Consider the following 24,371-nt stretch of genomic DNA (forward strand, 5'->3'; position numbering starts at 1 on the left):
GAGCATGACCACCCAATTATCGCCGGGTGACGCCGCCCCCTGGTTCCGCGCGCCGACGCTGGACGGATCACAGGCATTCTCCTTCGATTCGGTCGCCGGCCGCTACGTCGTGCTGCTGTTCGTAGGCAGCGCCGGTTCGGACGAAGGCCAGGCCGCCCTGCGCACGCTCGCGGCGAACCGCGCCCTGTTCGACGATCGGCATGTAACGTTTTTCGGGGTGACATGCGATCCGGCGGATGCCGCCGAAGGCCGTATCGAGAAGATGCTGCCGGGCGTCCGCTGGTTTCTCGATTACGACCGCCGGGTGTCGCGGAGCTATGGCGCGATGGACGGCGGCGGAACGGCGCATCCCCATTGGCTGCTGCTCGATCGCGCCTTGCGTGTGGCCGACCGCACCGATGTGGCGAACGGCGCGCGCCTCCTCGCCAATCTCTCCAGCCTGGTCACGCAGCCGCGCGACGAGGGATTCGCACCGGTGCTGGTCGTCCCGCGCGTCTTCGGCGGCGACCTATGCCGGCGGCTGATCGATCTGTACGACACCCATGGAGGCACGCTCTCTGGCTTCATGCGCGAAGTCGACGGCAAGACCGTGGGGATCGTCGACAAATCGTTCAAGCGCCGTTCCGACTATACGCTGGAAGAAACGTCGGAGCTACGCACGGAGGTCAATCGGCAACTCGCTCGAACGCTGCTCCCGCAGATCCAACGCGCCTTTCAGTTCCGCGCAACCCGCATCGAACGCTATATCGTCGCCTGCTACGACGGCGAGGGCGATGGCGGTTATTTTCGGGCGCATCGCGACAATACCACGGCCGGCACCGCGCACCGACGGTTCGCCTGCACGATCAACCTGAATGCCGGCGACTATGACGGCGGCGACTTGATTTTTCCCGAATATGGCGACCGGCGCTACCGCGCACCGACTGGCGGTGCGGTCGTCTTCTCCTGCTCGCTGCTGCATGAGGCGATGCCGGTCACGCGCGGCAGACGCTACGCCTATCTGCCCTTTCTCTACGACGACGCGGCGGCGCAGGTGCGCGAGGCGAACGCGAAGAGCGGCAGGGTGTCGAGCGAGCTGGCGAGCTACCGCGCCTGAGCCTAGCGAACGGGGCAGACCGCTCCGCTATCGGCCCATGCCTTGAACAAGGCGCCGAACTGCGCCTGGGTGCCCGGCGCGGGGGTCCGCTTGCCGCCCGGGTTCCAGCCCCATCCGACCAGCTCGTCCTCTGCCATGTGATGGATCATCTCGGGCATCGACTTGCCGCCGTTCCTGCTCTTGTCCTTGAGCTGGGCGCAAATCTGGCCAAGCGTCTTGCCCTGCCACGCCATCTCGGCGGGCGCGAGCTGCCATTTCGGGTTACCGGGCACACCGGCCACGTCGTAATTCCGATCGTGATGACAGGTCTGGCAGCGCAGTCCGGCCGCCCCCATGCCGGTGTCGGCGCGGACCACCAGCGGCATGTGTGGCCGCATCGCGTCGGTCTGGGTCGGTCGGTCGGTGCGCGGATGGCAGTTGAGGCAGCGCGGATGCTGCAACACCTTGCCCACCTCCTCGAACAGCGCGACCGACCGTGCCTTGCGATCCTTGATCCCCGCGAAGTCCGTCACGGGCTTCAGGCTCGTCGCCATCGGCGGGACCGAAACATCCTTGTCGGCGGCGATCGCCGCGCCGGTGACGGCGAGCAGCAGGATCCCGGCCGCGGCGATGATCCGCGCGCTCATGCGACCCGCACCATCGGCAGGCGGCTCGGCCGGCTATGGCCCAGCGCCGCCAGCGCGTTGGCGACCGCGGGCGCGAGCGGAGGGACGCCCGGCTCGCCGATCCCTGTCGGCGCCGCATTCGACGGAACGATCACCACCTCGATCTCCGGCATCTCGTTGATCCTCAGCGAACGATAATCGTTGAAATTGGACACGGTCGGCAGCCCGGCCTTCAGCGGCACTTCCGCATAGAGCGAGTGGCCGAGCGCATAGCCGACGCCACCCTCGACCTGCGCCTTGATGATGTCGGGATTGACCGCGACGCCGCAATCGACCGCGGCCCACACCTTGTGCACGCGGGGCTCGCCGTCCTCTCCCACCGATACTTCCGCGATCTGCGCTACGAAACTGTCGAAGCTTTTGACCACGGCGACGCCGCGCGCGCGGCCATTGCCGGGCTGGGGTCCCTTCCACTGTGCGAGCTCGGCCACCGCCTTGAGCACACCAGCCGCGCGAGGATGGTTGCCGATCATCGCAAGCCGGCCCGCAACGGGATCCTGCCCCGCCGCGACCAACAGCTGATCAACGAAGCATTCGATGGCATAGCCGGTATGCGTATGCCCGACCGAGCGCCAGAAAGAGGTGCTGACCGGCGATTTGGCGACATGCGCGTCGCAACGGAAGTCGGGGACGTCATAGAGCAGTTCTCTGGCGCCCTCGGTCATCGATCCGTCGACGCCGTCCTTGACCACGAACGGCTCGAAGGGTGAGCCGATCATGAAGCTCTGTCCGACCGCCGTACTGGCCCAGGCGGTGATGCGGCCTTTGTCGACCTTGCCGCGAAAGCGGTGAACGAACAGCGGCCTGTAATAGCCACCATGGAGATCGTCCTCGCGGGTCCACACCAGCTTGACCGGCGTGCCGACCGGCATCGCCTTGGCAACCTCGGCCAGTTCGACCGCGAGCTGGGCGTCGGTCTGCGCGCGGCGGCCGAAGCTGCCGCCGGCATAGAGGGTTTCGATCTCGACCTTATCGACCGGGATACCGAAAACCTTGGCGATTCCGCCCTGATCCAGGGTCTGAGCCTGCGAACCGAAGCGAGCCCGCGCGGTGGTGCCGTCCCAGATCATGAAACCATCGAGCGGCTCCATCGGTGCATGGGCGAGATAGGGGAAGACATAGTCGACCTCGACCAGCTGGCCCGTGGCGGCGGCCAGAGCGGCGTCGACATCGCCATGCGCCTTGTGGACCTTTCCGGTGGTACGGCTCTGGGCGAGATATTCGGCGACGATCGTGTCGGTGTCGCGCATCTCGGCCTTGCTGTCGTCCCACTGGATCGTCAGCGCCTTGCGGCCCTTCAGCGCGGGCCACATTCCCTTCGCATAGACCGCGACGCCGTTGCTGATCGGTTTGACGGCGACGACGCCCCTGATCTTGAGCGCCGCGCTCGCGTCGAAGCTGGCGAGCTTGCCACCGAAGCGCGGGCTGCGCGCGACGACCACCGTCAGCATGTCGGGCTCGGCGATGTCGATCGTGAAGATGGCGCGGCCGGTCGATTTGGCGGCGCTGTCCACCTTCGGAACCCCGGCCGTCTTGCCGATCAGGGTGAAAGCCGATGGATCCTTAAGTATGACAGTCCGGGGCATCGGCAACTTGGCCGCCGCTGTCGCGAACTCGCCGAAGCGTGCGGATCGGCCACTGGCGGCATGGCTGATCACGCCTTTCGTGACGCTGATCGCGGCGGGCTCGACCTTCCATGCGGTCGCTGCTGCCTGGACGAGCATCGCGCGCGCCATCGCCCCCGCGCGGCGAAGCTGGTCATAGCTGTTGGCGATGGCCGATGATCCACCCGTCAGCTGTGCTCCCAGCTGGAGATTGGCGTAGAGCGTGGCATTGGCCGGCGCGGCGACGACCCGGACCGTGGACCAGTCGGCGTCGAGCTCCTCGGCCGCGATCGTCGCCAGTCCCGTAAAGGGCCCCTGGCCGAATTCGATATGCTTGCTGAGGATCGTCACGCTGTCGTCCGCGCCGATCCGGACGAAAGCGTTGGGATGGATCGGCGGCGGCCCCTTGGCCGGCTGCGCCGCCCGCGCGCCGCCGATCGGCAGGCACAAGCCGATGGTCAGCGCGCCAGCGGCCTTGAGCGTGTCGCGGCGGGAAAGGCGGGTGTCGTGGGCGCCCATCATCAAACCTCCAGCGCTTTGGCCGCGTCGTGGATCGCGGCGCGGATGCGGACATAGGTTGCGCAGCGGCAGATATTGCCGTTCATGGCGAGGTCGATGTCGCGATCGCTGGGCTTCGGATTTTCACGCAGCAGCGCCACCGCGCTCATCACCTGCCCCGACTGGCAATAGCCGCATTGCGGTACGTCGCGCGCGACCCATGCAGCCTGTACCGCCTTCGCTTCAGGGCCTTCGACCGCTTCGATGGTTGTCACCTCGCCGCTGACCGCCGACACCGGAATCGAGCAGGACCGCATCGGCTGACCATCGACATGAACCGTGCAGGCGCCGCACATCGCCACACCACAACCGAATTTCGTGCCGGTCAGGCCCAGGTCGTCGCGGATCACCCAGAGCAAAGGGGTATCGTCGTCGACATCGACGTTGCGCTCGGCGCCATTGACTTTGAGTGTGAAGGCCATGGCGGGATCCCGATGTTACGATGAGTAACATCGATAGCCGCCCCTGACAGCCTTGTCATCCATTTTGAGCTATATTCCTATGGCTATAGCGACGCCCGAGGCTGTGGATGGAACCGTCACGACCGGCTATCGTCTAGTCTCTGATGAACCATTGGATCGAAGCTTCACCGCAGGGAATCTATGTCCGGCCGGCGGATGCCTGGATCGATCCATCGATCCCGGTCGATCGCGCGCTGATAACCCATGGCCATGCCGATCATGCGCGCGGCGGACATGGCATGAGCTGGGCCACCCCCGAGACGCTGGCGATCATGGCGCTGCGCTACGGCACGACCGAAGGCACGCCGGTAGGCTATGGCGAGACTATCCGGTTGGGGGGGGTCGATATCAGCTATGTGCCGGCGGGCCATGTGCTCGGGTCGGCACAGATATTGCTCGAACATGCCGGCGAGCGGGTGGTCGTTACTGGCGACTATAAGCGCCGCGACGATCCAACCTGCGCGCCGTTCGAACCCGTGCCCTGCGATATCTTCATCACCGAAGCGACCTTCGGCTTGCCCGTCTTCCGCCATCCCGACATCGGGCAGGAGATGGACCGGCTGCTTGGCGCGCTCCACGCCGCCCCCGACCGCTGTGTGCTCGTCGGCGCTTATGCGCTGGGCAAGGCGCAGCGGGTGATCGCCGAACTGCGCGCGCATGGTCATGGCGATCCGATCTACATCCACGGCGCGATGGAACGGATGTGCGACCTCTATCGCGACTTCGGGGTCGACCTCGGCGAGCTCCATCCGGCGACCGCCGCCTCGGCCGACCAGCTGCGCGGCAAGATCGTGGTGTCCCCGCCCTCGGCGCTCAACGACCGCTGGTCGCGCCGGCTGCCCGACCCGATCACCGCGATGGCATCGGGCTGGATGCGGGTGCGCCAGCGCGCCCGGCAGAAGAATGTCGAACTGCCGCTGGTCATATCCGACCATGCCGATTGGGACGAACTCACCGCGACGATCCGCGAGGTCGCGCCATCCGAGATCTGGGTGACTCATGGCCGCGAGGAAGCGCTGGTCCATTGGTGCGGCATGCACCAGATGAAGGCGCGCGCGCTCGCCCTGGTCGGCTATGAAGACGAGGATGAGGGATGACGGCTACATGTCCTTGCCAACCAGACCGTTATCCCGGACGTGATCCGGAACCCCGGATGACGACTGGCGGTGGGATAGCTGCGCTCGAGAGCGACGGAATCCTCTGCTGATGCGCGCCTTCTCCCAGCTTCTCGACGGCCTCGTCTACACCCGCTCGCGCAACGCCAAGCTCGCGCTGATCGCCGACTATATGCGCGAGGCACCCGATCCCGATCGCGGCTGGGCGCTGGCGGCGCTGACTGGCGATCTGAGCCTACCCGCGGTCAAGAGCGCGGCGATCCACGCGATCGTTGACGAGCGGGTCGATCCGATCCTGTTCCGGATGAGCCGCGACTATGTCGGCGACCTTGCCGAGACGGTCGCGCTGATCTGGCCCAAGCGGATCGACCAGCCCGCCGAGATCGACGACGGCTCGCTGACCCTCGCGGCCGTGGTCGATCGGCTGGCCAGGCTGGGTCGCGCCGATGCGCCCGCCGCGCTTGGCGAGATGCTCGACCATCTCGACTCCAGCGGGCGCTTCGCGCTGCTGAAGCTGGCGACCGGCGGCCTGCGCGTCGGCATCTCGGCGCGGCTCGCAAAGACCGGACTGGCGCAGGCTTTCGGGCTTGATGTCGATGCGGTCGAGGAGGTGTGGCACGCTCTGAAGCCCCCCTATGCCGAACTCTTCGCCTGGGGCAGCGGCGGGGAGCGGCCCGATCCGCGCGGCACGCCCTTTTTCCGTCCGTTCATGCTCGCGCATCCACTGGAGGACGGTACGGTCGATCTCGCCGACTATGCCGCCGAATGGAAATGGGACGGCATCCGCGTCCAGATCGTCGGCGCGGGTGGCGAGATTCGTCTTTACAGCCGAGCGGGCGACGACATCACCGCGACCTTCCCGGACATCGCCCGCGCCGCCGAAGGGATCACCGGGGTGCTCGATGGCGAGATGCTGGTGCAAGGCGAAGCGCAGGGCGCCGCCGAGCATGGCGGATCCGCGGCATCGTTCAACGCGCTCCAGCAGCGGCTGGGCCGCAAGAATGTCTCGGCAAAGATGCTCGCCGACTATCCGGCCTTCGTGAGGCTCTACGATCTGCTGATCGATGGCCAGGAGGATTTGCGCGAGCTACCGTGGGAGACGCGGCGTACGCGGCTGGAGGCGTTCGCCGGGCGATTGGATCCCGCGCGGTTCGACGTCTCGGCGGTGATCGCGGCGCGCGACTTCGATGACCTCGCCGAAACCCGCGCAGGCGCGCGCGACGCGGCGATCGAGGGGGTGATGCTCAAGCGGCGCGACAGCCCCTATGTGGCGGGACGGCGCACCGGCCTCTGGTACAAATGGAAGCGCGATCCGCTAAGCGTCGACTGCGTCATGATGTACGCCCAGCGCGGCCACGGGAAGCGATCCAGCTTCTATTCGGACTATACCTTCGGCTGCTGGTCGGATGAGGACGAACTTCTGCCCGTCGCCAAGGCCTATTCGGGATTTACCGACGAGGAGCTGAAGTGGCTCGACAGCTTTGTCCGCAATAATACGGTCAACCGCTTCGGCCCGGTCCGCGAGGTGCAGAAAACGCTGGTGATCGAGCTCGCCTTCGACAGCATCCATGAGAGCAAGCGCCACAAATCAGGGGTAGCGATGCGCTTTCCCCGGATTGCGCGGATCAGGAAGGACAAGCCGCCCGAAGAGGCAGATAGGATCGCCAATCTTCGCAAGATGATCGTCTGACACAGGCGCTCGCGCGAAGCCGGGTTCGCCATCGAAAATCAAGTGAAAATCGCATCGGAAATGGCGGAATACCGCGTTTTTCTGTTGCAACAATGTGACAGCGGCAGGGCGATGTCGTTTCGTGGACGCATCCTTGTTGCCAGCCGCCGCACAGTCGCCTAGGGGGCGGCCCCGCTGCGTCGTAACCGCAGCAGATTAAAGGGGAATTTATGAAGAAGTATGTTCTGGCGGCTGCTCTCGCGGCTGGTTTTGCCGCACCCGCCATGGCGCAGGACAACGCCGCGTTCACAGGTTTCCGCGTGGAAGCGCTGCTTGGCTATGACAATGTCAACGTGTCCGGCCTGAAGAACCCCGATGGTGTCCTGTTTGGCGTCGGCATCGGCTATGATCTCGCCGTTGGCGGCGTGGTTGTCGGCCTTGAAGCCGATGCGACCGATTCGACCTCCAAGTTCAAGCTGGTCGGCCCGGACATCCAGACCGACCGCGATCTCTACATCGGTGGCCGCGTCGGCACCGTCGTCGGCTCGGGCCTGCTCTATGTGAAGGCGGGCTACACCAATGCGCGCCTTGAGCAGAACGGCTCCGGCGGCAGCAATGGCGACGGCGTCCGCGCCGGCCTCGGCTACGAATATGCGCTTTCGGGCAAGAGCTTCGTCAAGGCCGAGTATCGCTACTCGAACTACGAAGCCGGCCTGAGCCGCAACCAGGCGGTCGCCGCTTTCGGCATCCGCTTCTGATCATGTGGGGCGTCGGCCATGTGCCGGCCCCAGCATAGCAAAGACCCTCTCCGGCCATGGCCGGGGAGGGTTTTTCAATCGAGATAGGCAAATTCGAGATTGCCCCAGCGCCGGCCCCTGATGTGCAGCGGCAGGCAGACGCTCTTGACCGGGCGATAGCGGCCTCCGCCGAGATCCTGACGATAGGTCTCCATCACGAAGGGCGCGTCGCTCTTCAGGTTGGTGTGCTCCTGCTCGCCGAGCAGATCGGTCGCGGCCTGGCGAAGCTGTCCCAGCAGTTCGGCCTGCGCGGCGATCCTGTCGCCGACGCCCTCTACATCGCCGTCGCCGCCGACATCGCTGCATTCGATCGCGAAACGGCCACACCCCCGCGAGATCTCCCCGATCGCGTCGCGCAGCTCGCGCCTCTCCGTCCTGATCGGGCTGAACTCCATCGGGGCAGAAGTAATCCGAAGATGGTAACAGATTATTGCCGTTGCGGCGATGCATGGAGCCGGAGGGAACGTTCGGGGCGCTCGCGGTTTGAATCCCGCGCATCGTTCCGCAGGAGAATCATCATGGCCGCGCGTGCCTATTGGCAGGGGCAGATCCGCCTCGCGCTCGTCTCGATCCCGGTCGAGATCTACAATGCGACCAGCAGCACCGCGTCAATCGCCTTCCATCAGATTCACGAGCCATCGGGCAAGCGGATCAAATATGAGAAGGTCGTTCCCGGCGTAGGCGCGGTCGAAGCCGACGACATCGTCAAGGGCTACGAGGTGTCGAAGGGCAATTACGTCCTGCTCGAACAGGACGAGATCGACGCGGTCAAGCTGGAGAGCAAACGCACGCTCGAGCTGATCCAGTTCGTCGACGCCGACGAGATCGACGTGCTCTACTTCGAGAAGCCCTATTATGTCGTTCCCGCCGATGAGCTGGCCGAGGAGGCGTTCATCGTGCTGCGCGAGGCGTTGCGGCGAACAAGGAAGGTGGCGCTCGGCCAGCTCGCGATGCGCGGGCGCGAATATATCGTCAGCCTGAAACCATGCGGTCGCGGCATCGTCCTCGAAACGCTGCGCTATGCCGAAGAGGTCAAGAAGGCGCAGAGCTACTTCCGCGATATTCCCGACAGCAAACCCGACGACGATCTGCTCGATCTCGCCGAAACGCTGATCGAGAAGAAGACGGCGAAATTCGATCCGACCGACTTCCACGATCGCTATGTCGATGCGCTCAAGAGCCTGATCGAGAAGAAAAAGAAGACCAAGAGCAAGAAGATCATTGAGGATGTCGAGGAACCCGCGACAGGCCGCAAGAGCAACGTCATCGACCTGATGGCGGCGCTCAAGAAGTCGGTCGACGGCGGCGGCCGCGCGCCAGCCAAGGCGGCGGCGAAGACCGCTCCGGCGAAGAAGCCGGCCGCGCGCAAGGCGGGGGCCAAACCGGCGGCGGAAAAGTCCCCGGCGCGCAAGCGCGCTTGAGAGGCCCGACATGGCGCGTTCCACTCTCGCCGACTATAATCGCAAGCGCGACTTCAAGCGGACAGCCGAGCCTGCGGGCAAGGTGGAAAAAGGCGCCGGCCGGCGCTTCATCGTGCAGAAGCATGACGCGACGCGGCTGCATTACGACTTTCGCCTGGAGATGGACGGCGTACTGAAAAGCTGGGCGGTGACGCGCGGGCCCAGCCTCAATCCCGAAGACAAGCGCCTTGCGGTGCGTACCGAAGATCATCCGGTTTCCTATGCCGAGTTCGAGGGTTCGATCCCCAAGGGGGAATATGGCGGCGGCACGGTCATGCTGTGGGACAAGGGGACCTGGGCGCCGATCGCCGGCAAGAGCGAGCGCGATCTCGACGAGGGACATCTCCACTTCACCCTCGATGGCGAGCGGATGAAGGGCGAATGGCTGCTGGTGCGGATGAAGCCCCGCCCCGGCGAACGCCACGAGAACTGGCTGCTCCGCAAGATCGACGACGAAGCCGCCGGCGGCAGCGACGATCTCGTCTCGCGCGCGCTGACCAGCGTCAAGACCGGCCGGACGATGGCCGAGATCGCCGCCGACAAACAGGGTGAGGCGAGCTTGAAGGGCAAGCGCGGCAAGGCGTTCGACGCGATCATGGCAAAGGCTGACGATCATGTCCGCGCCAAGGCGAAACCGCGCGCCAGGATCGGCAAACTCCCTGAGTTCCGTAAGCCGCAGCTGGCGACCCTGGTCGATCATGTGCCCGCTGGCAGCCAGTGGATTCATGAGATCAAGTTCGACGGCTATCGCGCACTGATCGCCGCCGCAGGCGACAAGGTGAAGATATACACCCGCACCGGACTCGACTGGACCGACAAGTTCCGGCCAGTCGCCGATGCGATCGCCGCGCTCGATCTACCGCCCGCACTGATCGATGGCGAGATCGTCAGCCTCGACGCCGGTGGCAATCCCAGCTTCTCGGCCTTGCAGAAAGCGATCAAGGGCGATGGCGGCGCCTTCGAGCTTTTCGCTTTCGATCTGCTGTCGCTGAACGGCAAGGACCTGACGAAGCTCGGCAATGTCGAGCGCAAGGCGAAGCTTGCGGGGCTGCTGACCGGCGATCACCCGACGATCCACTATGCCGATCATGTGGTCGGCGCCGGCGAGAAGCTGTTCGCCGCGATGTGCGAGGCCGGGCAGGAAGGCATCATCTCGAAAAAAGCGGATGCGGCCTATCGCGGCGAGCGGACCACCGGCTGGGTCAAGGTCAAATGCACCCGCCGGCAGGAGTTCGTCATCATCGGCTGGAGCAGCAGCGACAAGAGCGGCCGCCGCTTCCGCGCGCTGCTGCTGGCCCAGCACAAGGACGGCAAGCTCGTCTATGCCGGCAAGGTCGGCACCGGCTTCAATCAGGACAGCATGGAGATGCTGTCGGAAGAATTCGCCACGCGGTCGCGCGAGACTCCGGCCGCCGATGTGCCACGGGCCGAACGTCGCGGCGCGCATTGGGTAAAGCCCGACCTCGTCGCGGAAATTGCCTTTGCCGAATTCACCCATGACGATGTGCTTCGTCACGCCAGCTTCCTCGGCCTGCGCTCGGACAAGGAGGCCGCCGAGGTGAAACGCGAGGAGACCGTACCGGTGGAAGATGTCGAAGAGGCCGAGCCTGTCACGATCAGCAATCGCGACCGGGTGATCTTCCCCGAAGCCAAGGCCACGAAGGGCGATCTCGCCGACTATTATCAGGCGATCGGGCCCCTCATCCTGCCCTGGCTGGCCCGCCGCCCGGTGAGCCTGGTTCGCTGTCCGCAGGGGCGGGCCAAGCATTGCTTCTTCCAGAAGCATGACTCGGGCAGTTTCGGCGAGGCGGTGCACCATATTCCCGTGCGCGAGAAGAACGGCGACACCGAGGATTATCTCTATGTCGAGGATGTCGTCGGAATCCTGAGCTGCGTGCAGATGGGGACGATCGAGTTCCACGTCTGGGGCTCGCTGGTGGCGGATATCGAGAAACCCGAGCGGATCATCTTCGATCTCGATCCCGATGTCGGGCTCGACTTCAACGACGTGAAAAAGGCGGCGAAGGATATTCGCGCCATGCTGGCCGATATCGGGCTGGTCAGCTTCCCGATGCTGTCCGGCGGCAAGGGCATTCATGTCATCGTGCCGCTGACCCCGCAGGCCGAATGGCCCCTGGTCAAGGATTTCACCCATCGCTTCGCCGAGGCGCTGGCGCAGGCCGAGCCGGACCGCTTTGTCGCCAACATGGCCAAGGCCAAGCGGGTGGGCCGCATCTTCATCGACTATCTGCGCAATCAGCGCGGGGCGACCGCGGTGACTCCCTACAGCGCAAGGGCGCGGGAAAATGCGCCGGTCGCCGTTCCGATAAGCTGGGACGAGCTCGACGGTTTCGACAGGGCCAGCGCGTTCACGATCAGGGACGGAGCCCAGTTGATGAAGCGCGCGTCGTCAAAGGCGCTCAAGGGCTGGGGCATCGCGGACCAGGCGCTGCCCGACCTCTGATCAACTCGCCACGCGGCGAAGGCGCCTAACCCGTCGCGCTTTTCATCATGCGTTGCGGGCTCAGCTGTTCGGTTTCGATCGGTTCGTCGAAAGCGATGCCGAAGCGATCCTCATCGGCCCAGCGGATCACGCCCTTCACCGGCACGCCATCGCCGAAATCGAGGGTCATGCTTTCGCCCGGCCGAAATCCGATGCCGCATTCGATCATCGCGCCCGAGCGCGACAGATTGCGGATACGGCCGACCTCGGCGCCGCGCGGACTGCGGATCGTCGCCGCGCGCAGGACGGCGACGCGCGGATCGCGGGTGACGACGAGGCTGGGCATGACCAGCTTGCCCGAACCCGCGACTCGCGCGCGCGCCTCGTCCGACAGCATCGGCTTGCCGAAGATATAGCCCTGGATGTGGCTGCAGCCGAGCGACCGGATCAGCGCCAGCTCCTCGGGGGTCTCGGCTCCCTCGGCAGTGGTCTCCATCTCCAGGCTCTCGGCCAGCGCGACGATGGCGCGGATGATCGCGGCGTTGCGGTTGCCGGGCACCGCAGCGCCGCGCACGAAGCTCTGGTCGATCTTGATCTTGTTGAACGGCGCTTTCTTCAGATAGCCAAGCGACGAATAGCCGGTGCCGAAATCGTCGAGCGCGAAACGCACCCCGATCGCCTTCAGTCGCGCGAACATCGCATCGGTCGTGGCGTCGTCGTTAAGGAAGACGCCCTCGGTGATCTCCAGTTCGAGCCTATGCGGTGGCAGCTGCGATGCGGCCAGCGCGCTCATCACGATGCCGGGCAGCGACGGATTGGCGAACTGGATCGGCGAAATATTGACCGCGACCCGTACCGAAGCCGGCCAGTTAGCGGCTTCAAGGCAGGCAGTGCGCAGCACCCATTCGCCGATCTGCGGGATCAGCCCGATCTCTTCAGCGATCGGGATGAATTCACCAGGCGATACCGGCCCGCGCGTCGGGTGATTCCATCGTGCCAGCGCCTCGAAGCCGACGATCGCCTCGCTGTCCGCGTTGACCACGGGCTGATAGACGAGATGCAGACCGCTCTCGTTCATCACGTTGCGCAGGTCCATTTCGAGCAGCCGCCGGTCCTTGGCGTTGGCGTGCATTTCGGGCTCGTAGAAGCGGTGCACGCCCTTGCCATCGGCCTTCGCGGCATAGAGGGCGAGATCGGCGTTGCGGACCAGCGCGTCGGCAGTCGCGCCGTCATCGGGCGCGACCGCGATGCCGATCGATGCGCCGATCGAAACGTGCGATCCCTCGATCAGATAGGCTTTCGACACCTCGTCGATGATCGCCCGCGCGAGATTGGCCAAGCGGTGCTTTTCGACGATCCCGGGCAGCACGACGTTGAACTCGTCGCCGCCCAGGCGGCCGACCTGGCCGTCATTCTGAACGACGCGCTGGAGCCGCTCGGCGACCTCCCGCAGCAACACATCGCCGACCGGATGGCCGAGCGTATCATTGACGGTCTTGAAGCGATCGAGATCGAGCATGAACAGCGCGGTGCGCTTCGGCCTTCCGGCGATATCACGCAGCGACTCGTCGAGCGTGCGGCGCATCAGGATGCGGTTGGGAAGCCCCGTCAGTGGATCATAGCTGGCGAGCCGCTTCACCTCGGCCTCCGAGCGTCGCATCTCGGTCAGGTCGGTGCCGCTGCCGCGAAAGCCCAGGAAGGCGCCATATTCGTCGAAAGCAGGGCGCCCCGAGAGCGACCACCAGCGAATGTCGGTCCCCGCCGCCGCGCGCACCGCGATCTCCGAAAAGGCGAGCCGGGTCGACAGGTGGAAGCCCAGCGTGCGTTCGCCGTCGCCGGTGCCGCCATCGCTTTTCTCATGCAGGACGAGGCCGGTCATCGTGGTGCCAAGGAGTTCCTCGACCGGAACTTCGATCGCTGCCGCGATCTGCGGCGAAATATAGGTGAGCAGGCCACGAGCATCGGTTTCCCAGAACCAGCCGCGCCTATTCTCCTCGAACTCGCGCAGCAGCACCGCAGCCTTGAGCGCGGTTGTCGCATTGGCAAGCCAGCGGCGCGAGGCCAGATAGCTGCGCTCCGAGATACCGCCCAGCGCGACCGCCGCGATGACGAGCAAGGGCAACAACATGGCAAGCGCCATCCACTGCCCGGCCGCTGCCGTCGCGGTGATCGACAGCGTCAGCCACAATGCCAGCGCCGCGGTCGGAACCGGCGCGAAGGCCAGCGTGGTGATGACGAGCAACGCCGAATAGGCGATCGCCGCGACCGGCCAGTTGTTGGAGGTCATGTCGGCGCCGGCGCCGACCATCCAGCCGGACCATGCCAGGCCTTGTGCGAAACCGAACAGCGTGACGATGCCGTGCATCCGCTCGGGCGATGATTTTCCGTCGCGCTTGTGGCGGATGAGCAGGCGCACTCCGAGCCCCGCGACGATGATGAGCGCCAGGGGAATGGCGAGCAGCATGAAGCCCGTGCCGCCGGGATCGGGGCGGCGGATCAGCCAGAGTCCGGCAACCACCACGACGTTGGCCAGCAACAGCATCGGCAGTGCGTCGGCCGCCATGCGGACCCGGTTGCCGATCGATTGCTGGTCATGCGTATCGGCGCGCGGAAACAGCCCGCGGATAAAGCGCGGCCGCTCGGTCCCGTTCTCTTCCATATTCTCGACCGCAAGGGCCGATCTTCCCCGCACGCGCCGCATTCGGCCTGCCCCCTGAGCTGCGAAGCATTCCGCCGACGGCCCGATTTCCGGACTATCGGCGCTGCTCCGAGTCGAGGCTTAACCCAAGGTGCTTAATTTCGTTTGAACTTCGCCGTCGACGACGCTGGCGCGCAACAGCCATCGCCGCTCGCCCTCCAGCCCCAGCGCGGTCAGGACGCCGCTGCGATAGGCGCCCGTGTCGATACCGATGCGGTTGGTCTGGATGTCGGGTTCGGTCGAAATCGAATGGCCATGGACGATATAGGCGCCCAGTTCCCCGCGATGTTCGAGAAATTCGGTGCGGATCCAGCGCATATCAGCGGAATTCTGGTCCTCGAGCGCAACGCCCGGCCGGATTCCGGCATGGACCAGCACATAATCGCCAAACCGCATCGCATCAGGCAGGTTGTCGAGGAACAGCCGGTGACGCTCGGGAACATATTGCCGCAACGTCTCGATCGGCGGGATTTCGTCGCCCAGCGACGAGACCGGCACGCCATAGCTGGCCAGCGTTTCATAGCCGCCGAATTTCAGCCAGAGATTCTGGCTGCGATCCTCGAGCGGATCGAGCGCGCGCAGCATCGCTTCCTCATGGTTGCCCATCAGGATGTGGAAGGTGGCGAAATTCGGCAGTCCACTGATCGCATATTCCAGCGTTTCCGCCGAATAAGGGCCACGATCGACCAGATCGCCGAGCAGGACCACATGATTGTCGGCGATCGAGCGGGCCGCGATATCATCGCGGATATGCGCGAGCAGCGGGATCAGCAGGTCGAGCCGGCCATGCACGTCCCCGATCGCATAGACCCGCTGCCCCGCCGGCACCTGCGGCCGCACGACATCGCCACGCCGCGCCGTCAGCGTGTTCATCCGCTGCAGCCAGCCCCTGTCGCCGCCTTGACCTGGTCCCGGTTGGTTCAAATCATATCTCCGAACCGAAGAATATGGCGTTGCCCCGGCGAATTGGCAATGCGAGCGGCGGCAAGGGGCAAGAGCGCAGCAATCTTCTGATTAAGCAATTTATGGTAGCTCCAAAACACCTGATCCAAATATATTACTTGAACACCTGCATCTCATGCCGGTGTCCGTTATTTTTTCAATGCGCGCGCTGGGCGAGATGTTAGCTGGATTGAAAGCTTCAACCCGGCCCCTTGGAACACCAATCCAGCGCATTATATCGCCGTGAAAGAAGCCGCGTCAGGTCGTTTGTAGAGCGTTTAGGCGGCACGGATCTATGCGGTTGAAACATTGACCCAGTGCGCCCATAGACGACCCGCCCGTATGACGATCAATGCACCGATACCAGCAGCCTCATCGCCGCAAGACGGAACCCCGCTGCTTCGTAAGTGGGGCGCTCTCTGGCGGCATGTCTGGCGCGATCTACGCGCCTTCCCTTATCGCAGCCGCGCGCCGCTCGCGCTGAATCCTTTTTCTTTCTGGCCGGGCCACGCAAGCGCGTTGGCCGATACGGCGGGGCATATGCCGCCAATCGTGCCGGGCTACGCCTTCCATACCGATTACATACCTTCGGCCGGCGGGCGCATTCGCTTCAAGATCCGGCTCAACGGCTTGCGCGCCAACAAGGGAGATTTGGTGGTCGCGATCAACCGGCTCAACGGCCAGGGCGGGATCGCGGACCCCAAGATCAAGACGATATCGCTGGCATCGCTAGTAGAGCGTAACAGCGAAGTCAGTATCTCGATGCGCGGCGGACTGGGTTTTAGCTACGCTGTGATGGGTACCGTGAGTGATGACGCCGATGCGTCGGCAGACGGCATCGAGATCAATGTGACCGGTGCCGAAAGCAGCGATGCGCTGCACCGCCGCTTCGAGACTGCCCGACGCGAATTCCTCTCTGAGCCAGGCAGCGGCGCGCTCGCAGCCGTGATCGTCGAGCGCCGCGCGACCCTCGCGGAACCGATCTCGCAGATGTGCACGGCGCATCAGATCGACGAGCCCCTCTATGCCGAATGGTGCGCACGAATCGGGCAAGCACCTTCGCGGCATCGCAAGCAGTGGGAATTCGTCTTTATCTGCAGGACGCTGGAACATTACGGTGTCTTGCGGAGCGGATCGCGAGGCCTCGGCTTCGGCGTGGGGATTGAGCCGCTCTCGTCGGCGTTCGCCGCAACCGGGTGCCACATCGTCGCGACCGATCTCGCCGCTGACGACGATCGGGCCCAGGCATGGAACAAAACGGACCAACTCGGCGCGAATTTACGCCAGATCTATCATCCCCATTTATGTGAAGAGAAAGCGTTCTTTGATCGGGTGCGCTTCCGCGAAGTTGACATGAATGCCATTCCCGCCGATCTGCGCGATTTCGATTTCACCTGGTCGTCCTGCGCTTATGAACATCTCGGCTCGATCCAGGCTGGCCTCGATTTTTTCGAGAATTCGCTCCGATGCCTGAAACCGGGCGGGATCGCGGTGCACACCACCGAACTTAACCTGAGCTCAAACACCGACACGCTGGACGACGGGGCGACCGTCATTTTTCGGCGCCGCGATTTCGAACAGCTTGCAATTCGCCTGATCCGTCAGGGCCATGAGGTCATTCCGCTCACATTCGACAGCGGCGAAAGCGAACTCGACCGGGTCATCGACCTTCCGCCCTATTCGAGCGGTCCTCATCTCCGGCTTGCGCTGCTGCGCTGGGTGGCCACATCCTTCGGCATGATCGTCCGAAAAAAGGCCTGACAGCCAAGGTATCCGGCCTGCGGCTACGTCCATAACAGCGGACCCGAGACCATTTTGGTGCGTTGCCGCAATTAATATGTTGCAACAAATGCATGCGCGGCTATTTTCGCGGCGCGCAGTGGGGCCAGGGAGACGAGCGTGATAACACACGACATCCGGTCCGAAGCGGCCAATCATATCATTCTTGAACGTGGCCGGCAGGTATTGCGGGCCGAGATCGACGCACTGGTCCAGCTTGAGGCGCTGCTCGACGACAGCTTCAGCGCCGCCGTCCGGCTGCTCGATTCGACCGAGGGACGCATCGTCGTCACCGGTATGGGCAAGTCAGGCCATATCGCCCGCAAGATCGCGGCGACCTTGTCCGCCACCGGATCGCCCGCGATCTTCATTCATCCCGCCGAAGCCGCGCATGGCGACCTCGGCATGGTGCGCCATGGCGACACGCTGATCGTCCTGTCCAACTCGGGCGCGACCACCGAGCTTACCCCGGTGATGCAGCATTGCCGCCATCTTCGCATCCGCATCATCGGCGTCGCCTCACGGCTCGATTCGCCGGTCATGCAGGCGGCCGACGTCCGGCTGCTGCTTCCGCAGGTGCGTGAAGCCTGCCCCAGCAATATCGCGCCGACCAGTTCGACCGTGATGATGCTGGCGCTCGGCGACGCGCTGGCGATGGCGCTGATGGACGTGCGCGGCATCGCGCGCGACAGCCTGAAGCAGCTTCACCCCGGTGGCGCGATCGGCCTGCGCCTGATGGCGGTGAGCGAGATGATGCACAGCGGCGCGAGCCTGCCGCTCGTCGATCTCGGCACGCCGATGCGCGAAGTGATCATGACAATGACTTCGATCGGCTTCGGCGTCGCGGGCGTCGTCGATGGCGACAGACGGCTGGTCGGGGTGATCACCGACGGCGATCTTCGCCGCCATATCGGCGATCTGCTCGACGGCACCGCCGCGGTGGTGATGACGCCGAACCCGAAGACGGTGCCGCTCGACATGCTGGCGGAAGACGCGCTGATGATCATGAACGACTGCAAGATCACCACGGTCTTCGTGATGGATGAAGAACGCCCCGATTATCCGGCAGGCATCGTCCATATTCACGATTTCGTCCGCTACGGCCTGAGCTGAGCGGCGAGGATCTGGCGTGACCGACGTCGCGGTCATCATTCCCGCACGGTATAAGTCCTCGCGCTATCCGGCCAAGCCGCTGGCGGCGCTGGTCGGCGCGACGGGCACCACCAAGCCACTGATCCAGCGCAGCTGGGAATGCGCGATGGCGATCGCCGACCCCGCCTCGATCTGGGTCGCCACGGACGACGACCGCATCGCCGACGCAGTGCGGGTCTTCGGCGGCCAGGTGGTGATGACCGCCGAGAGCTGCGCCAACGGCACCGAACGCTGCGCCGATGCGATCGCGCGGCTGGGCATCGAGCCGGAGGTGGTCGTCAATCTCCAGGGCGATGCGCCGCTCACCCCCGCCCATGTCGTCACTGCGCTGGTCGACGCGCTGCGCGCCGCGCCCGAGCTTGCGATGATGACCCCCGCGATCCGCTGCGCGCAGAGCACCTACGCGCATCTCGTGGAGGATCAGGCGCAAGGTCGCGTCGGCGGGACCACGGTGGTGTTCGGCGGCGACCGCCGCGCGCTCTATTTCTCGAAGCGCGTGATCCCGCATCTTCCGCCCGACGCGGCGGCCCTCCCCTTCCCGCCGGTCCATCTCCACCTCGGCGTATACGCCTATCGGCCAGATGCGCTGCGCCGCTATGTCGCGTTGGGGGTCTCGGAAATCGAGCAGCTCGAAGGGCTCGAACAGCTGCGTTTCCTCGCGGGTGGCATCGCCGTAGGGGTTGTTCCCTTCGAGCCGATCGACTGGGATGCGATCGAACTCAACAACCCCACCGATGTCGCGCCCATCGAAGCCATCCTCAAATCGCGCGGGATCGCCTAAACAGCCTCCATGTCTCCGATTCTGCGTTTGCTTCTCGCGCCCTGGTGGGCGGCGCAACTGCTCACCGGAGCCAAGTCCTTCCTCGACAATCCGCTTATCGGATCACCCCGCCTCAACCGGCGCGGGCTGCATGCGCACCGCGTCCGCCTCGCCCGCGCGATGGCCGAGCGGCGGCGCGCCGGGCTGGCTGCGGCGGTCGACCCTGCCGACCTCGCCGCGTTCGAGCGCGATGGCTTCGTGGTAAAGCGGGATTTTCTTCCGTCCGAGGCCTTCGCCGCATTGCGCGGCCAGCTGCGAGACTGGTCTGGGCCTGCGCGGGAGATGGTGCAGGGCGATACCGTGACCCGCCGCTATGCGGTCGACCCCGCAATGATCCGTGAGGTGCCGGCGATCCGCGCCTTCCTGCGCGACTCCCGCTGGCGATCGCTGGCCCGCTACGTCGCCAGCTTCGACATCGAGCCACTGCTGTACGTCCAGTCGATCCTGAGCAATCGCCATGACGCCGCGCCAGACCCCCAGACCAACATCCATGCCGACACCTTTCATCCCTCCATGAAGGCATGGCTGTTCCTGGAGGATGTCGACGCCGAGGACGGCCCGCTCACCTATGTCGCGGGCTCGCACCGGCTGACGCCCGAGCGGCTTGCCTGGGAACGGGCGCGCAGCCTCGCCGTTCGCGACGAGGGAGATTATCTCTCGGCCCGCGGCTCCTTCCGGATCGACGCCGGAGCGCTCGCCGAGCTCGGCCTGCCCCAGCCGACGGCCTTCGCTGTACCCGCGAACACGCTGGTGGTGGCGGACACCTTCGGCTTCCACGCCCGCGCCGGTACGAGCCGCCCGAGCACGCGGGTCGAGCTGTTTGCCTACAGCCGCCGCAACCCCTTCCTGCCGTTCAGCGGCCTGGACCCGTGGAGCCTGCCCGGTATAGCGCCGCACCGTGTGCCGCTGCTCTGGCTCACCCATGACATCTACCGCCGCTGGATCGGCCAGCCCTGGGCCAAGGCCGGGCGTAAGCGACCGGCCGATGACTAAGCCAGCACCACTTCCGCCACGACGCATCCGGTCCTAAAGAGCCCCCATGTCGGAAAGCGAAAATCAGGAACTGGTACGCGAGCTCGATCCATTCGGGTTCATGGTCGGCCATAGCAGCGCAATCAAGCCGCTGGGCGGCGAGGAGCGCGGCCCCGATCCGCGCTATGTCTTCCACACGCCCTATATCGCTTTCCATCCCGGCCGCGTGACCTTCACGATCAAGTTCGACAAGCTGTTGGCGACCTTCGGCGAGTTGCGCGTCCACATCAACGCATTCGTCCAGGGCAGCGGCCGCGACGCCATCTTCGTCACATCGTCACGGCTCGACCTGGCCGACCGCACGGCCGCGGAGCGCGGCATGACGATATCGGTCCTTGCCGTCGCCGGGGCGACCTATGCGGCCTTCGGCTTCTGCTCGGAGGGCACCGACGCCCGGGCCGCAGATCTCACCATCATCGCGGAGGAAATCGGCGGCGCCGACGGGGCGATCGCCGAGCAATATCTCCTCCCGACTCAGTTAGGCACGCAGGCTCTCGACACGCCGTTCCGGCTCGTCGGTGACGAACCACCGCTGCTACGCGATCCGGTATCCCAACCGATGACAGACGACCAGCTTGCAGAGCCCGAATATGGACAATGGGCGACGGCACTCGGCACCGATGCGAGCGACCGCCGCCATAGCTGGCAGCTCGCCTTCGTCGCCCAGACGCTCGAGCGTTACGGCATGCTCCAGCCCGGAGCGCGCGGGCTGGCGCTCGGGCGGCGGGCGGCGGCGCTCGCCCCGGTCATGGCGGCGCATAAATGCCATGCGATGGTCGCCACCGTCGCCGCCCCGGGTAGCGCCGGCATCCCGTGGCACGCACTGCCCTGCTCGCCGATCGACGCGGTGCCGGGCCCCGACGGCCTGCTGCCCGGCATTCCGCTGTCGATATCCGATCAGCCCGCCAGCGAGCGCGGTTTCGATTTCCTGTGGTCGCTTGGCGCTGCCGGCCGCCTCCACATGACCGGCAACACTTCCAGCTTCCTGATCGAGGCGATGATGATGCTGCGGCCGGGCGGCTATGCGGTGCATATGTTTGACCTCGCCACCGGTCCCGGTGCAGCGCCAAACGCCATTCCGCGCTCCGATGTTGAACGGATCGCGGTCATGCTGATCTCGCGCAGCTTTTCGGTCGCGCAGCTCAATTTCGCTCCGGGCACCGCGCTCGATCAACCGTCGACGCCCTTTGGGCTGATCATCCGCAAGGGCTGACGATGAGTCTGGAATCGGTCCAAGCCTATTTCGCCGCAAACGCCCCCGACATCGCGATCATCAGCCAGTCGGCGAGCACCGCGACCGTCGCCGAGGCCGCCGAAACGCTGGGCGTGCTGCCGGGCCAGATCGCGAAGACGCTGTCGGTGCGGGTGAACGATATGGTCATGCTGGTGGTTGCGCGCGGTGACGCCCGGCTCGACAATCGCAAGACCAAGGATGCCCTGGGCGGCCGCCCCCGCATGCTCGGCGCGCAGGAGGTCGAGACGCTGACCGGGCATCCCGTGGGCGGAGTTTGCCCCTTCGGGCTGGCGACGCCCCTGCCGGTCTATTGCGATGTGTCGCTTCGCGATTTCGAGCTGGTCTATCCGGCGGCGGGGTCACGCACGGCTTCGGTCTGCCTCAGCCCCGATCGGCTGGCACTGCTGACCGGCGCGGCCTGGGTCGATATCTGCCAGCCGCCCGCATGAAAAAGGCCGGCGGAGCAATGCTCCACCGGCCCAATGACTGTAAGAGAGGGACTCAGGCCTTGCAGCTCTGCGCCGCCTTGCCGGGCGCCGCGATCTCGACCTGCGGCCCGTCGCCGCTGATCGAATAGCCTTCGGCGATATAGGGCTTGCCCGCTTCGGCGGCAGTCAGAGTGGTCGCTGCGCCTTCCTTCTCGGTCTTGTACGCAGCAGTGTTGTTGCTGAAGAAATCGACATAGACGAGGCTGGCATCCTTGCAGCGATAGGTCCGGCTGCGGAGCACCATCGGCGGCAATTCGACCGGCGCGGCGGCGTTGATCGTCGCGGCGTCGGGATCGTTATCGCCCGAGGTGATGGTCTCGGGCTTACCGCAAGCGGTGAGCAGGAGGGCGGAGCCGAGAACGGCGGCGGTGATAAAGCGGGAATGATTGTGCATAGCGGCGATGTCTTGGAGTCCTTGTGTGCACTGCGTCAAGTAGAGGAACGCGATGAAGCCAGGATGAACTGAAGATTCTGCCTCATCGTTGGGCGGAATCTTTCAAAGGCCTCAGAAATTGCCGAATTTTTGCCCAGTCATGCAATTTTGCAGCATAGTTGAGCGTATATGCAGGGCTGCTGGACGGCAGGTCGATAAGCACGATGCCAGCCGGCTCGCCAATCATCTTCCGCCCGATTCGCGCCGCAGTTGCACCATTGAATCCGATCGCCCGCAACACGGGCAGCGAGGCGACCAGCGCGGCGAGATCATTAGGCCGATGATCGCGGATCGCTCCATCCAGGCTGCCCTGCCGCACCGCATCGGCGACCACGTCCCACAGACCTACCCCCGCCGCCGCAAGCGCGGCGAGCCGATTGGGATAGTCGAGGCCGGGAAGCCCCTCATCGCCGATCACTGCGCCCACCAGCCGCCAGAACTGGTTCTGCGGATGCGCATAATAGCGCGCCGCGCGTAGCGATGCCTCACCCGGCAGGCTGCCGAGGAACAACACGCGGGTGTCCTGATCGACGATCGGCGGGAAACTGGTCTTGCGCGCATCCATAAGGGGCAAAGCAGCACAGACGAGCGCCAAAGAGAAGCTATGTTGGCAAGCGCGATCGCGCTCGGCTAGGGAACCGCCATGGCAAGTGACAAGATTGCGCCCGACGCGCTCGCGCTGATCGGCAATACCCCGCTGGTCCGGCTCAAGGGGCCGAGCGAGGCGACCGGATGCGAAATCCTCGCCAAGTGCGAGTTCATGAACCCCGGCGGCTCGGTGAAGGATCGCGCCGCGCTGGCGATCATCACCGACGCCGAGGAACGGGGTCTGATCCAGCCCGGCGGCATCATCGTCGAGGGGACCGCAGGCAATACCGGCATCGGCCTGGCGCTGGTCGGCAATGCGCGGGGCTACCGCACCATCATCGTGATGACCGACACCCAGAGCCAGGAGAAGCAGCAGACGCTGCGCGCACTGGGCGCCGAGCTGGTGCTGGTCGCTCCCACCGCCTATTCGAATCCCGCCCATTATGTGCACACTTCGCGGCGTATCGCCGAGGAGACTCCCGGCGCGCTCTGGGCCAACCAGTTCGACAACACCGCCAACCGGCTTGCGCATATCCGCACCACCGCGCCCGAGATCTGGGCGCAGACCGGGGGCGGGATCGACGGCTTCACCTGCGCGGTCGGCACCGGCGGTACGCTGGCGGGCGTCGGTCTCGGACTGAAGGAGTTCCGTGAGGACGTCGTGATCGGGCTGACCGATCCACATGGCGCCGCACTCTTCAATTATTTCGCTCATGGCGAACTCAAGGCCGAGGGTAGCAGCGTCGCCGAAGGAATCGGCCAGAGCCGCATCACCGCCAATCTCGATGGCGCACCGATCGACACCCAGTTCCGCATCTCGGACGAGGCGGGCCTGGAGCAGGTCTATGCGCTGCTCGAACATGAGGGCCTGTGCGTCGGGCTGTCGTCCGGGATCAACGTCGCCGGCGCGATCGCGCTTGCGAAGGAGATGGGACCGGGCAAGACGATCGTGACGATCCTGTGCGATTCGGGGATGCGCTACCTGTCGTCGCTGTTCAATCCGGCCTGGCTCGAGGCCAGAGGCCTGCCGGTCCCGGCGCTACTGCGACGCTGAGGCGTCTGAAATTTTCCATCCTGCACCGCAAAATATTGGCGATTGACCTCGGCGGCAGGCTGTCGGAAATTAGCGCCCATGGGGATCACCGCCTGATGCAGCGCGTACGGATCGGCATAACGGGCCTTGCGGTCGTGTTTCTGGTCGTCCTGCTGGCGGCTGCGATCGTCGGATTCCATTCCAAGGATAAGACCGGCAACGCCGGCTCGGTTGCTGGCGCCGGCAATAGCGCGGAGGCCCCGCCCGCCGACCCCCTGGCCGAACTCGGCGTCGCCCCGGGCGG

The 24,371-nt window shown here is 65.1% G+C and carries 22 protein-coding genes; 14 read left to right on the plus strand and 8 right to left on the minus strand.

The genetic code is table 11. The features are described 5' to 3' along the window. Window positions 1-4: 4 nt before the first annotated feature. Window positions 5-1,096: a redoxin domain-containing protein gene (locus tag WP12_RS17975; protein WP_046195064.1), complete on the plus strand. Its 1,092-nt coding sequence runs from the start codon at window positions 5-7 to the stop codon at window positions 1,094-1,096. Between the two features lie 2 nt (window positions 1,097-1,098). Here WP12_RS17975 and WP12_RS17980 read toward each other — a convergent pair whose 3' ends face one another. The 3 genes from WP12_RS17980 to WP12_RS17990 are packed head-to-tail and all read right to left on the minus strand — an operon-like array spanning window position 1,099 to window position 4,345. Beyond that, complete coding sequence (locus WP12_RS17980; RefSeq protein WP_046195065.1) at window positions 1,099-1,722, minus strand: hypothetical protein; 624 nt, start codon at window positions 1,720-1,722, stop codon at window positions 1,099-1,101. After that, the gene (locus WP12_RS17985) at window positions 1,719-3,887 is read right to left on the minus strand and encodes a xanthine dehydrogenase family protein molybdopterin-binding subunit (RefSeq protein ID WP_235399195.1); all 2,169 of its coding nucleotides are present in this window, start codon (window positions 3,885-3,887) and stop codon (window positions 1,719-1,721) included. Before WP12_RS17985 ends, WP12_RS17980 begins: the two co-directional genes overlap by 4 nt. Further along, the gene (locus WP12_RS17990) at window positions 3,887-4,345 is read right to left on the minus strand and encodes a (2Fe-2S)-binding protein (protein ID WP_046195067.1); all 459 of its coding nucleotides are present in this window, start codon (window positions 4,343-4,345) and stop codon (window positions 3,887-3,889) included. Before WP12_RS17990 ends, WP12_RS17985 begins: the two co-directional genes overlap by 1 nt. A gap of 143 nt (window positions 4,346-4,488) precedes the next feature. On the opposite strand from WP12_RS17990, the gene WP12_RS17995 reads away from it, so the two are divergent. The 3 genes from WP12_RS17995 to WP12_RS18005 all read left to right on the plus strand — a co-directional run bounded on the left by WP12_RS17995 (window position 4,489) and on the right by WP12_RS18005 (window position 7,926). Continuing rightward, the gene (locus WP12_RS17995) at window positions 4,489-5,481 is read left to right on the plus strand and encodes a ligase-associated DNA damage response exonuclease (protein ID WP_046195068.1); all 993 of its coding nucleotides are present in this window, start codon (window positions 4,489-4,491) and stop codon (window positions 5,479-5,481) included. Between the two features lie 109 nt (window positions 5,482-5,590). Further along, window positions 5,591-7,189: a cisplatin damage response ATP-dependent DNA ligase gene (locus WP12_RS18000; protein ID WP_046195069.1), complete on the plus strand. Its 1,599-nt coding sequence runs from the start codon at window positions 5,591-5,593 to the stop codon at window positions 7,187-7,189. A 209-nt stretch (window positions 7,190-7,398) separates the two neighbouring features. Next, window positions 7,399-7,926 carry an outer membrane protein gene (locus WP12_RS18005; protein WP_046195070.1) on the plus strand — a complete coding sequence of 176 codons (528 nt, stop codon included), beginning with the start codon at window positions 7,399-7,401 and terminating at the stop codon, window positions 7,924-7,926. 74 nt (window positions 7,927-8,000) lie between these two features. Here the strand turns inward: WP12_RS18005 and WP12_RS18010 are convergent, their stop codons facing one another. Continuing rightward, on the minus strand, window positions 8,001-8,360 hold the full coding sequence (locus tag WP12_RS18010; RefSeq protein ID WP_046195071.1) for a hypothetical protein: 360 nt from the start codon (window positions 8,358-8,360) through the stop codon (window positions 8,001-8,003). Window positions 8,361-8,483: 123 nt separating this feature from the next. Between WP12_RS18010 and ku the strand changes: the two genes are divergently transcribed. Further along, on the plus strand, window positions 8,484-9,386 hold the full coding sequence (gene ku / locus WP12_RS18015; protein WP_046195072.1) for a non-homologous end joining protein Ku: 903 nt from the start codon (window positions 8,484-8,486) through the stop codon (window positions 9,384-9,386). Window positions 9,387-9,396: 10 nt separating this feature from the next. Then, entirely contained in the window at window positions 9,397-11,889 is a 2,493-nt protein-coding gene (ligD, locus tag WP12_RS18020) for a DNA ligase D (RefSeq protein WP_046195073.1), read from the plus strand. Between the two features lie 25 nt (window positions 11,890-11,914). Here the strand turns inward: ligD and WP12_RS18025 are convergent, their stop codons facing one another. Both WP12_RS18025 and WP12_RS18030 read right to left on the minus strand, forming a co-directional pair. Further along, on the minus strand, window positions 11,915-14,569 hold the full coding sequence (locus WP12_RS18025) for an EAL domain-containing protein (RefSeq protein ID WP_052730482.1): 2,655 nt from the start codon (window positions 14,567-14,569) through the stop codon (window positions 11,915-11,917). A 78-nt stretch (window positions 14,570-14,647) separates the two neighbouring features. Further along, window positions 14,648-15,439 carry a metallophosphoesterase family protein gene (locus WP12_RS18030; protein WP_046195090.1) on the minus strand — a complete coding sequence of 264 codons (792 nt, stop codon included), beginning with the start codon at window positions 15,437-15,439 and terminating at the stop codon, window positions 14,648-14,650. A gap of 609 nt (window positions 15,440-16,048) precedes the next feature. Between WP12_RS18030 and WP12_RS18035 the strand changes: the two genes are divergently transcribed. The 6 genes from WP12_RS18035 to WP12_RS18060 all read left to right on the plus strand — a co-directional run bounded on the left by WP12_RS18035 (window position 16,049) and on the right by WP12_RS18060 (window position 21,974). Beyond that, window positions 16,049-17,269, plus strand: coding sequence for an SAM-dependent methyltransferase (locus tag WP12_RS18035; protein WP_235399196.1), 1,221 nt, complete (start codon window positions 16,049-16,051; stop codon window positions 17,267-17,269). A 138-nt stretch (window positions 17,270-17,407) separates the two neighbouring features. Continuing rightward, a complete protein-coding gene (locus tag WP12_RS18040) occupies window positions 17,408-18,400 on the plus strand; it encodes a KpsF/GutQ family sugar-phosphate isomerase (RefSeq protein WP_046195075.1) in 993 nt (330 codons plus the stop codon). A gap of 16 nt (window positions 18,401-18,416) precedes the next feature. Beyond that, window positions 18,417-19,220: a 3-deoxy-manno-octulosonate cytidylyltransferase family protein gene (locus WP12_RS18045; protein ID WP_046195076.1), complete on the plus strand. Its 804-nt coding sequence runs from the start codon at window positions 18,417-18,419 to the stop codon at window positions 19,218-19,220. 9 nt (window positions 19,221-19,229) lie between these two features. After that, entirely contained in the window at window positions 19,230-20,252 is a 1,023-nt protein-coding gene (locus WP12_RS18050; RefSeq protein ID WP_046195077.1) for a phytanoyl-CoA dioxygenase family protein, read from the plus strand. Window positions 20,253-20,298: 46 nt separating this feature from the next. Beyond that, the gene (locus WP12_RS18055; RefSeq protein WP_046195078.1) at window positions 20,299-21,504 is read left to right on the plus strand and encodes a hypothetical protein; all 1,206 of its coding nucleotides are present in this window, start codon (window positions 20,299-20,301) and stop codon (window positions 21,502-21,504) included. Window positions 21,505-21,506: 2 nt separating this feature from the next. Beyond that, the gene (locus WP12_RS18060) at window positions 21,507-21,974 is read left to right on the plus strand and encodes a YbaK/EbsC family protein (protein ID WP_046195079.1); all 468 of its coding nucleotides are present in this window, start codon (window positions 21,507-21,509) and stop codon (window positions 21,972-21,974) included. Window positions 21,975-22,026: 52 nt separating this feature from the next. Here the strand turns inward: WP12_RS18060 and WP12_RS18065 are convergent, their stop codons facing one another. Next, entirely contained in the window at window positions 22,027-22,407 is a 381-nt protein-coding gene (locus tag WP12_RS18065) for a hypothetical protein (RefSeq protein ID WP_046195080.1), read from the minus strand. A gap of 82 nt (window positions 22,408-22,489) precedes the next feature. Beyond that, a complete protein-coding gene (locus WP12_RS18070; RefSeq protein WP_046195081.1) occupies window positions 22,490-23,011 on the minus strand; it encodes a DNA-deoxyinosine glycosylase in 522 nt (173 codons plus the stop codon). Between the two features lie 78 nt (window positions 23,012-23,089). Here WP12_RS18070 and WP12_RS18075 point away from each other — a divergent pair, with 78 nt between their 5' ends. Further along, entirely contained in the window at window positions 23,090-24,088 is a 999-nt protein-coding gene (locus WP12_RS18075; protein WP_046195082.1) for a cysteine synthase A, read from the plus strand. Between the two features lie 95 nt (window positions 24,089-24,183). Beyond that, window positions 24,184-24,371: hypothetical protein (locus WP12_RS18080; protein ID WP_046195091.1), on the plus strand; the 188-nt coding region annotated here is incomplete at its 3' end.

Origin of the sequence: Sphingomonas sp. SRS2, assembly GCF_000971055.1 — a bacterium.
GTDB lineage: Bacteria > Pseudomonadota > Alphaproteobacteria > Sphingomonadales > Sphingomonadaceae > Rhizorhabdus.

Excerpts from the sequence above, each read along its gene's own strand:
- WP12_RS17975 (WP_046195064.1), top strand. The coding sequence starts at position 5 with ATGACCACCCAATTATCGCCGGGTGACGCCGCCCCCTGGTTCCGCGCG.
- WP12_RS17980 (WP_046195065.1), bottom strand. The coding sequence starts at position 1,722 with ATGAGCGCGCGGATCATCGCCGCGGCCGGGATCCTGCTGCTCGCCGTC.
- WP12_RS17985 (WP_235399195.1), bottom strand. The coding sequence starts at position 3,887 with ATGATGGGCGCCCACGACACCCGCCTTTCCCGCCGCGACACGCTCAAG.
- WP12_RS17990 (WP_046195067.1), bottom strand. The coding sequence starts at position 4,345 with ATGGCCTTCACACTCAAAGTCAATGGCGCCGAGCGCAACGTCGATGTC.
- WP12_RS17995 (WP_046195068.1), top strand. The coding sequence starts at position 4,489 with ATGAACCATTGGATCGAAGCTTCACCGCAGGGAATCTATGTCCGGCCG.
- WP12_RS18000 (WP_046195069.1), top strand. The coding sequence starts at position 5,591 with ATGCGCGCCTTCTCCCAGCTTCTCGACGGCCTCGTCTACACCCGCTCG.
- WP12_RS18005 (WP_046195070.1), top strand. The coding sequence starts at position 7,399 with ATGAAGAAGTATGTTCTGGCGGCTGCTCTCGCGGCTGGTTTTGCCGCA.
- WP12_RS18010 (WP_046195071.1), bottom strand. The coding sequence starts at position 8,360 with ATGGAGTTCAGCCCGATCAGGACGGAGAGGCGCGAGCTGCGCGACGCG.
- ku (WP_046195072.1), top strand. The coding sequence starts at position 8,484 with ATGGCCGCGCGTGCCTATTGGCAGGGGCAGATCCGCCTCGCGCTCGTC.
- ligD (WP_046195073.1), top strand. The coding sequence starts at position 9,397 with ATGGCGCGTTCCACTCTCGCCGACTATAATCGCAAGCGCGACTTCAAG.
- WP12_RS18025 (WP_052730482.1), bottom strand. The coding sequence starts at position 14,569 with ATGCGGCGCGTGCGGGGAAGATCGGCCCTTGCGGTCGAGAATATGGAA.
- WP12_RS18030 (WP_046195090.1), bottom strand. The coding sequence starts at position 15,439 with ATGAACACGCTGACGGCGCGGCGTGGCGATGTCGTGCGGCCGCAGGTG.
- WP12_RS18035 (WP_235399196.1), top strand. The coding sequence starts at position 16,049 with ATGCCGCCAATCGTGCCGGGCTACGCCTTCCATACCGATTACATACCT.
- WP12_RS18050 (WP_046195077.1), top strand. The coding sequence starts at position 19,230 with ATGTCTCCGATTCTGCGTTTGCTTCTCGCGCCCTGGTGGGCGGCGCAA.
- WP12_RS18055 (WP_046195078.1), top strand. The coding sequence starts at position 20,299 with ATGTCGGAAAGCGAAAATCAGGAACTGGTACGCGAGCTCGATCCATTC.
- WP12_RS18060 (WP_046195079.1), top strand. The coding sequence starts at position 21,507 with ATGAGTCTGGAATCGGTCCAAGCCTATTTCGCCGCAAACGCCCCCGAC.
- WP12_RS18065 (WP_046195080.1), bottom strand. The coding sequence starts at position 22,407 with ATGCACAATCATTCCCGCTTTATCACCGCCGCCGTTCTCGGCTCCGCC.
- WP12_RS18070 (WP_046195081.1), bottom strand. The coding sequence starts at position 23,011 with ATGGATGCGCGCAAGACCAGTTTCCCGCCGATCGTCGATCAGGACACC.
- WP12_RS18075 (WP_046195082.1), top strand. The coding sequence starts at position 23,090 with ATGGCAAGTGACAAGATTGCGCCCGACGCGCTCGCGCTGATCGGCAAT.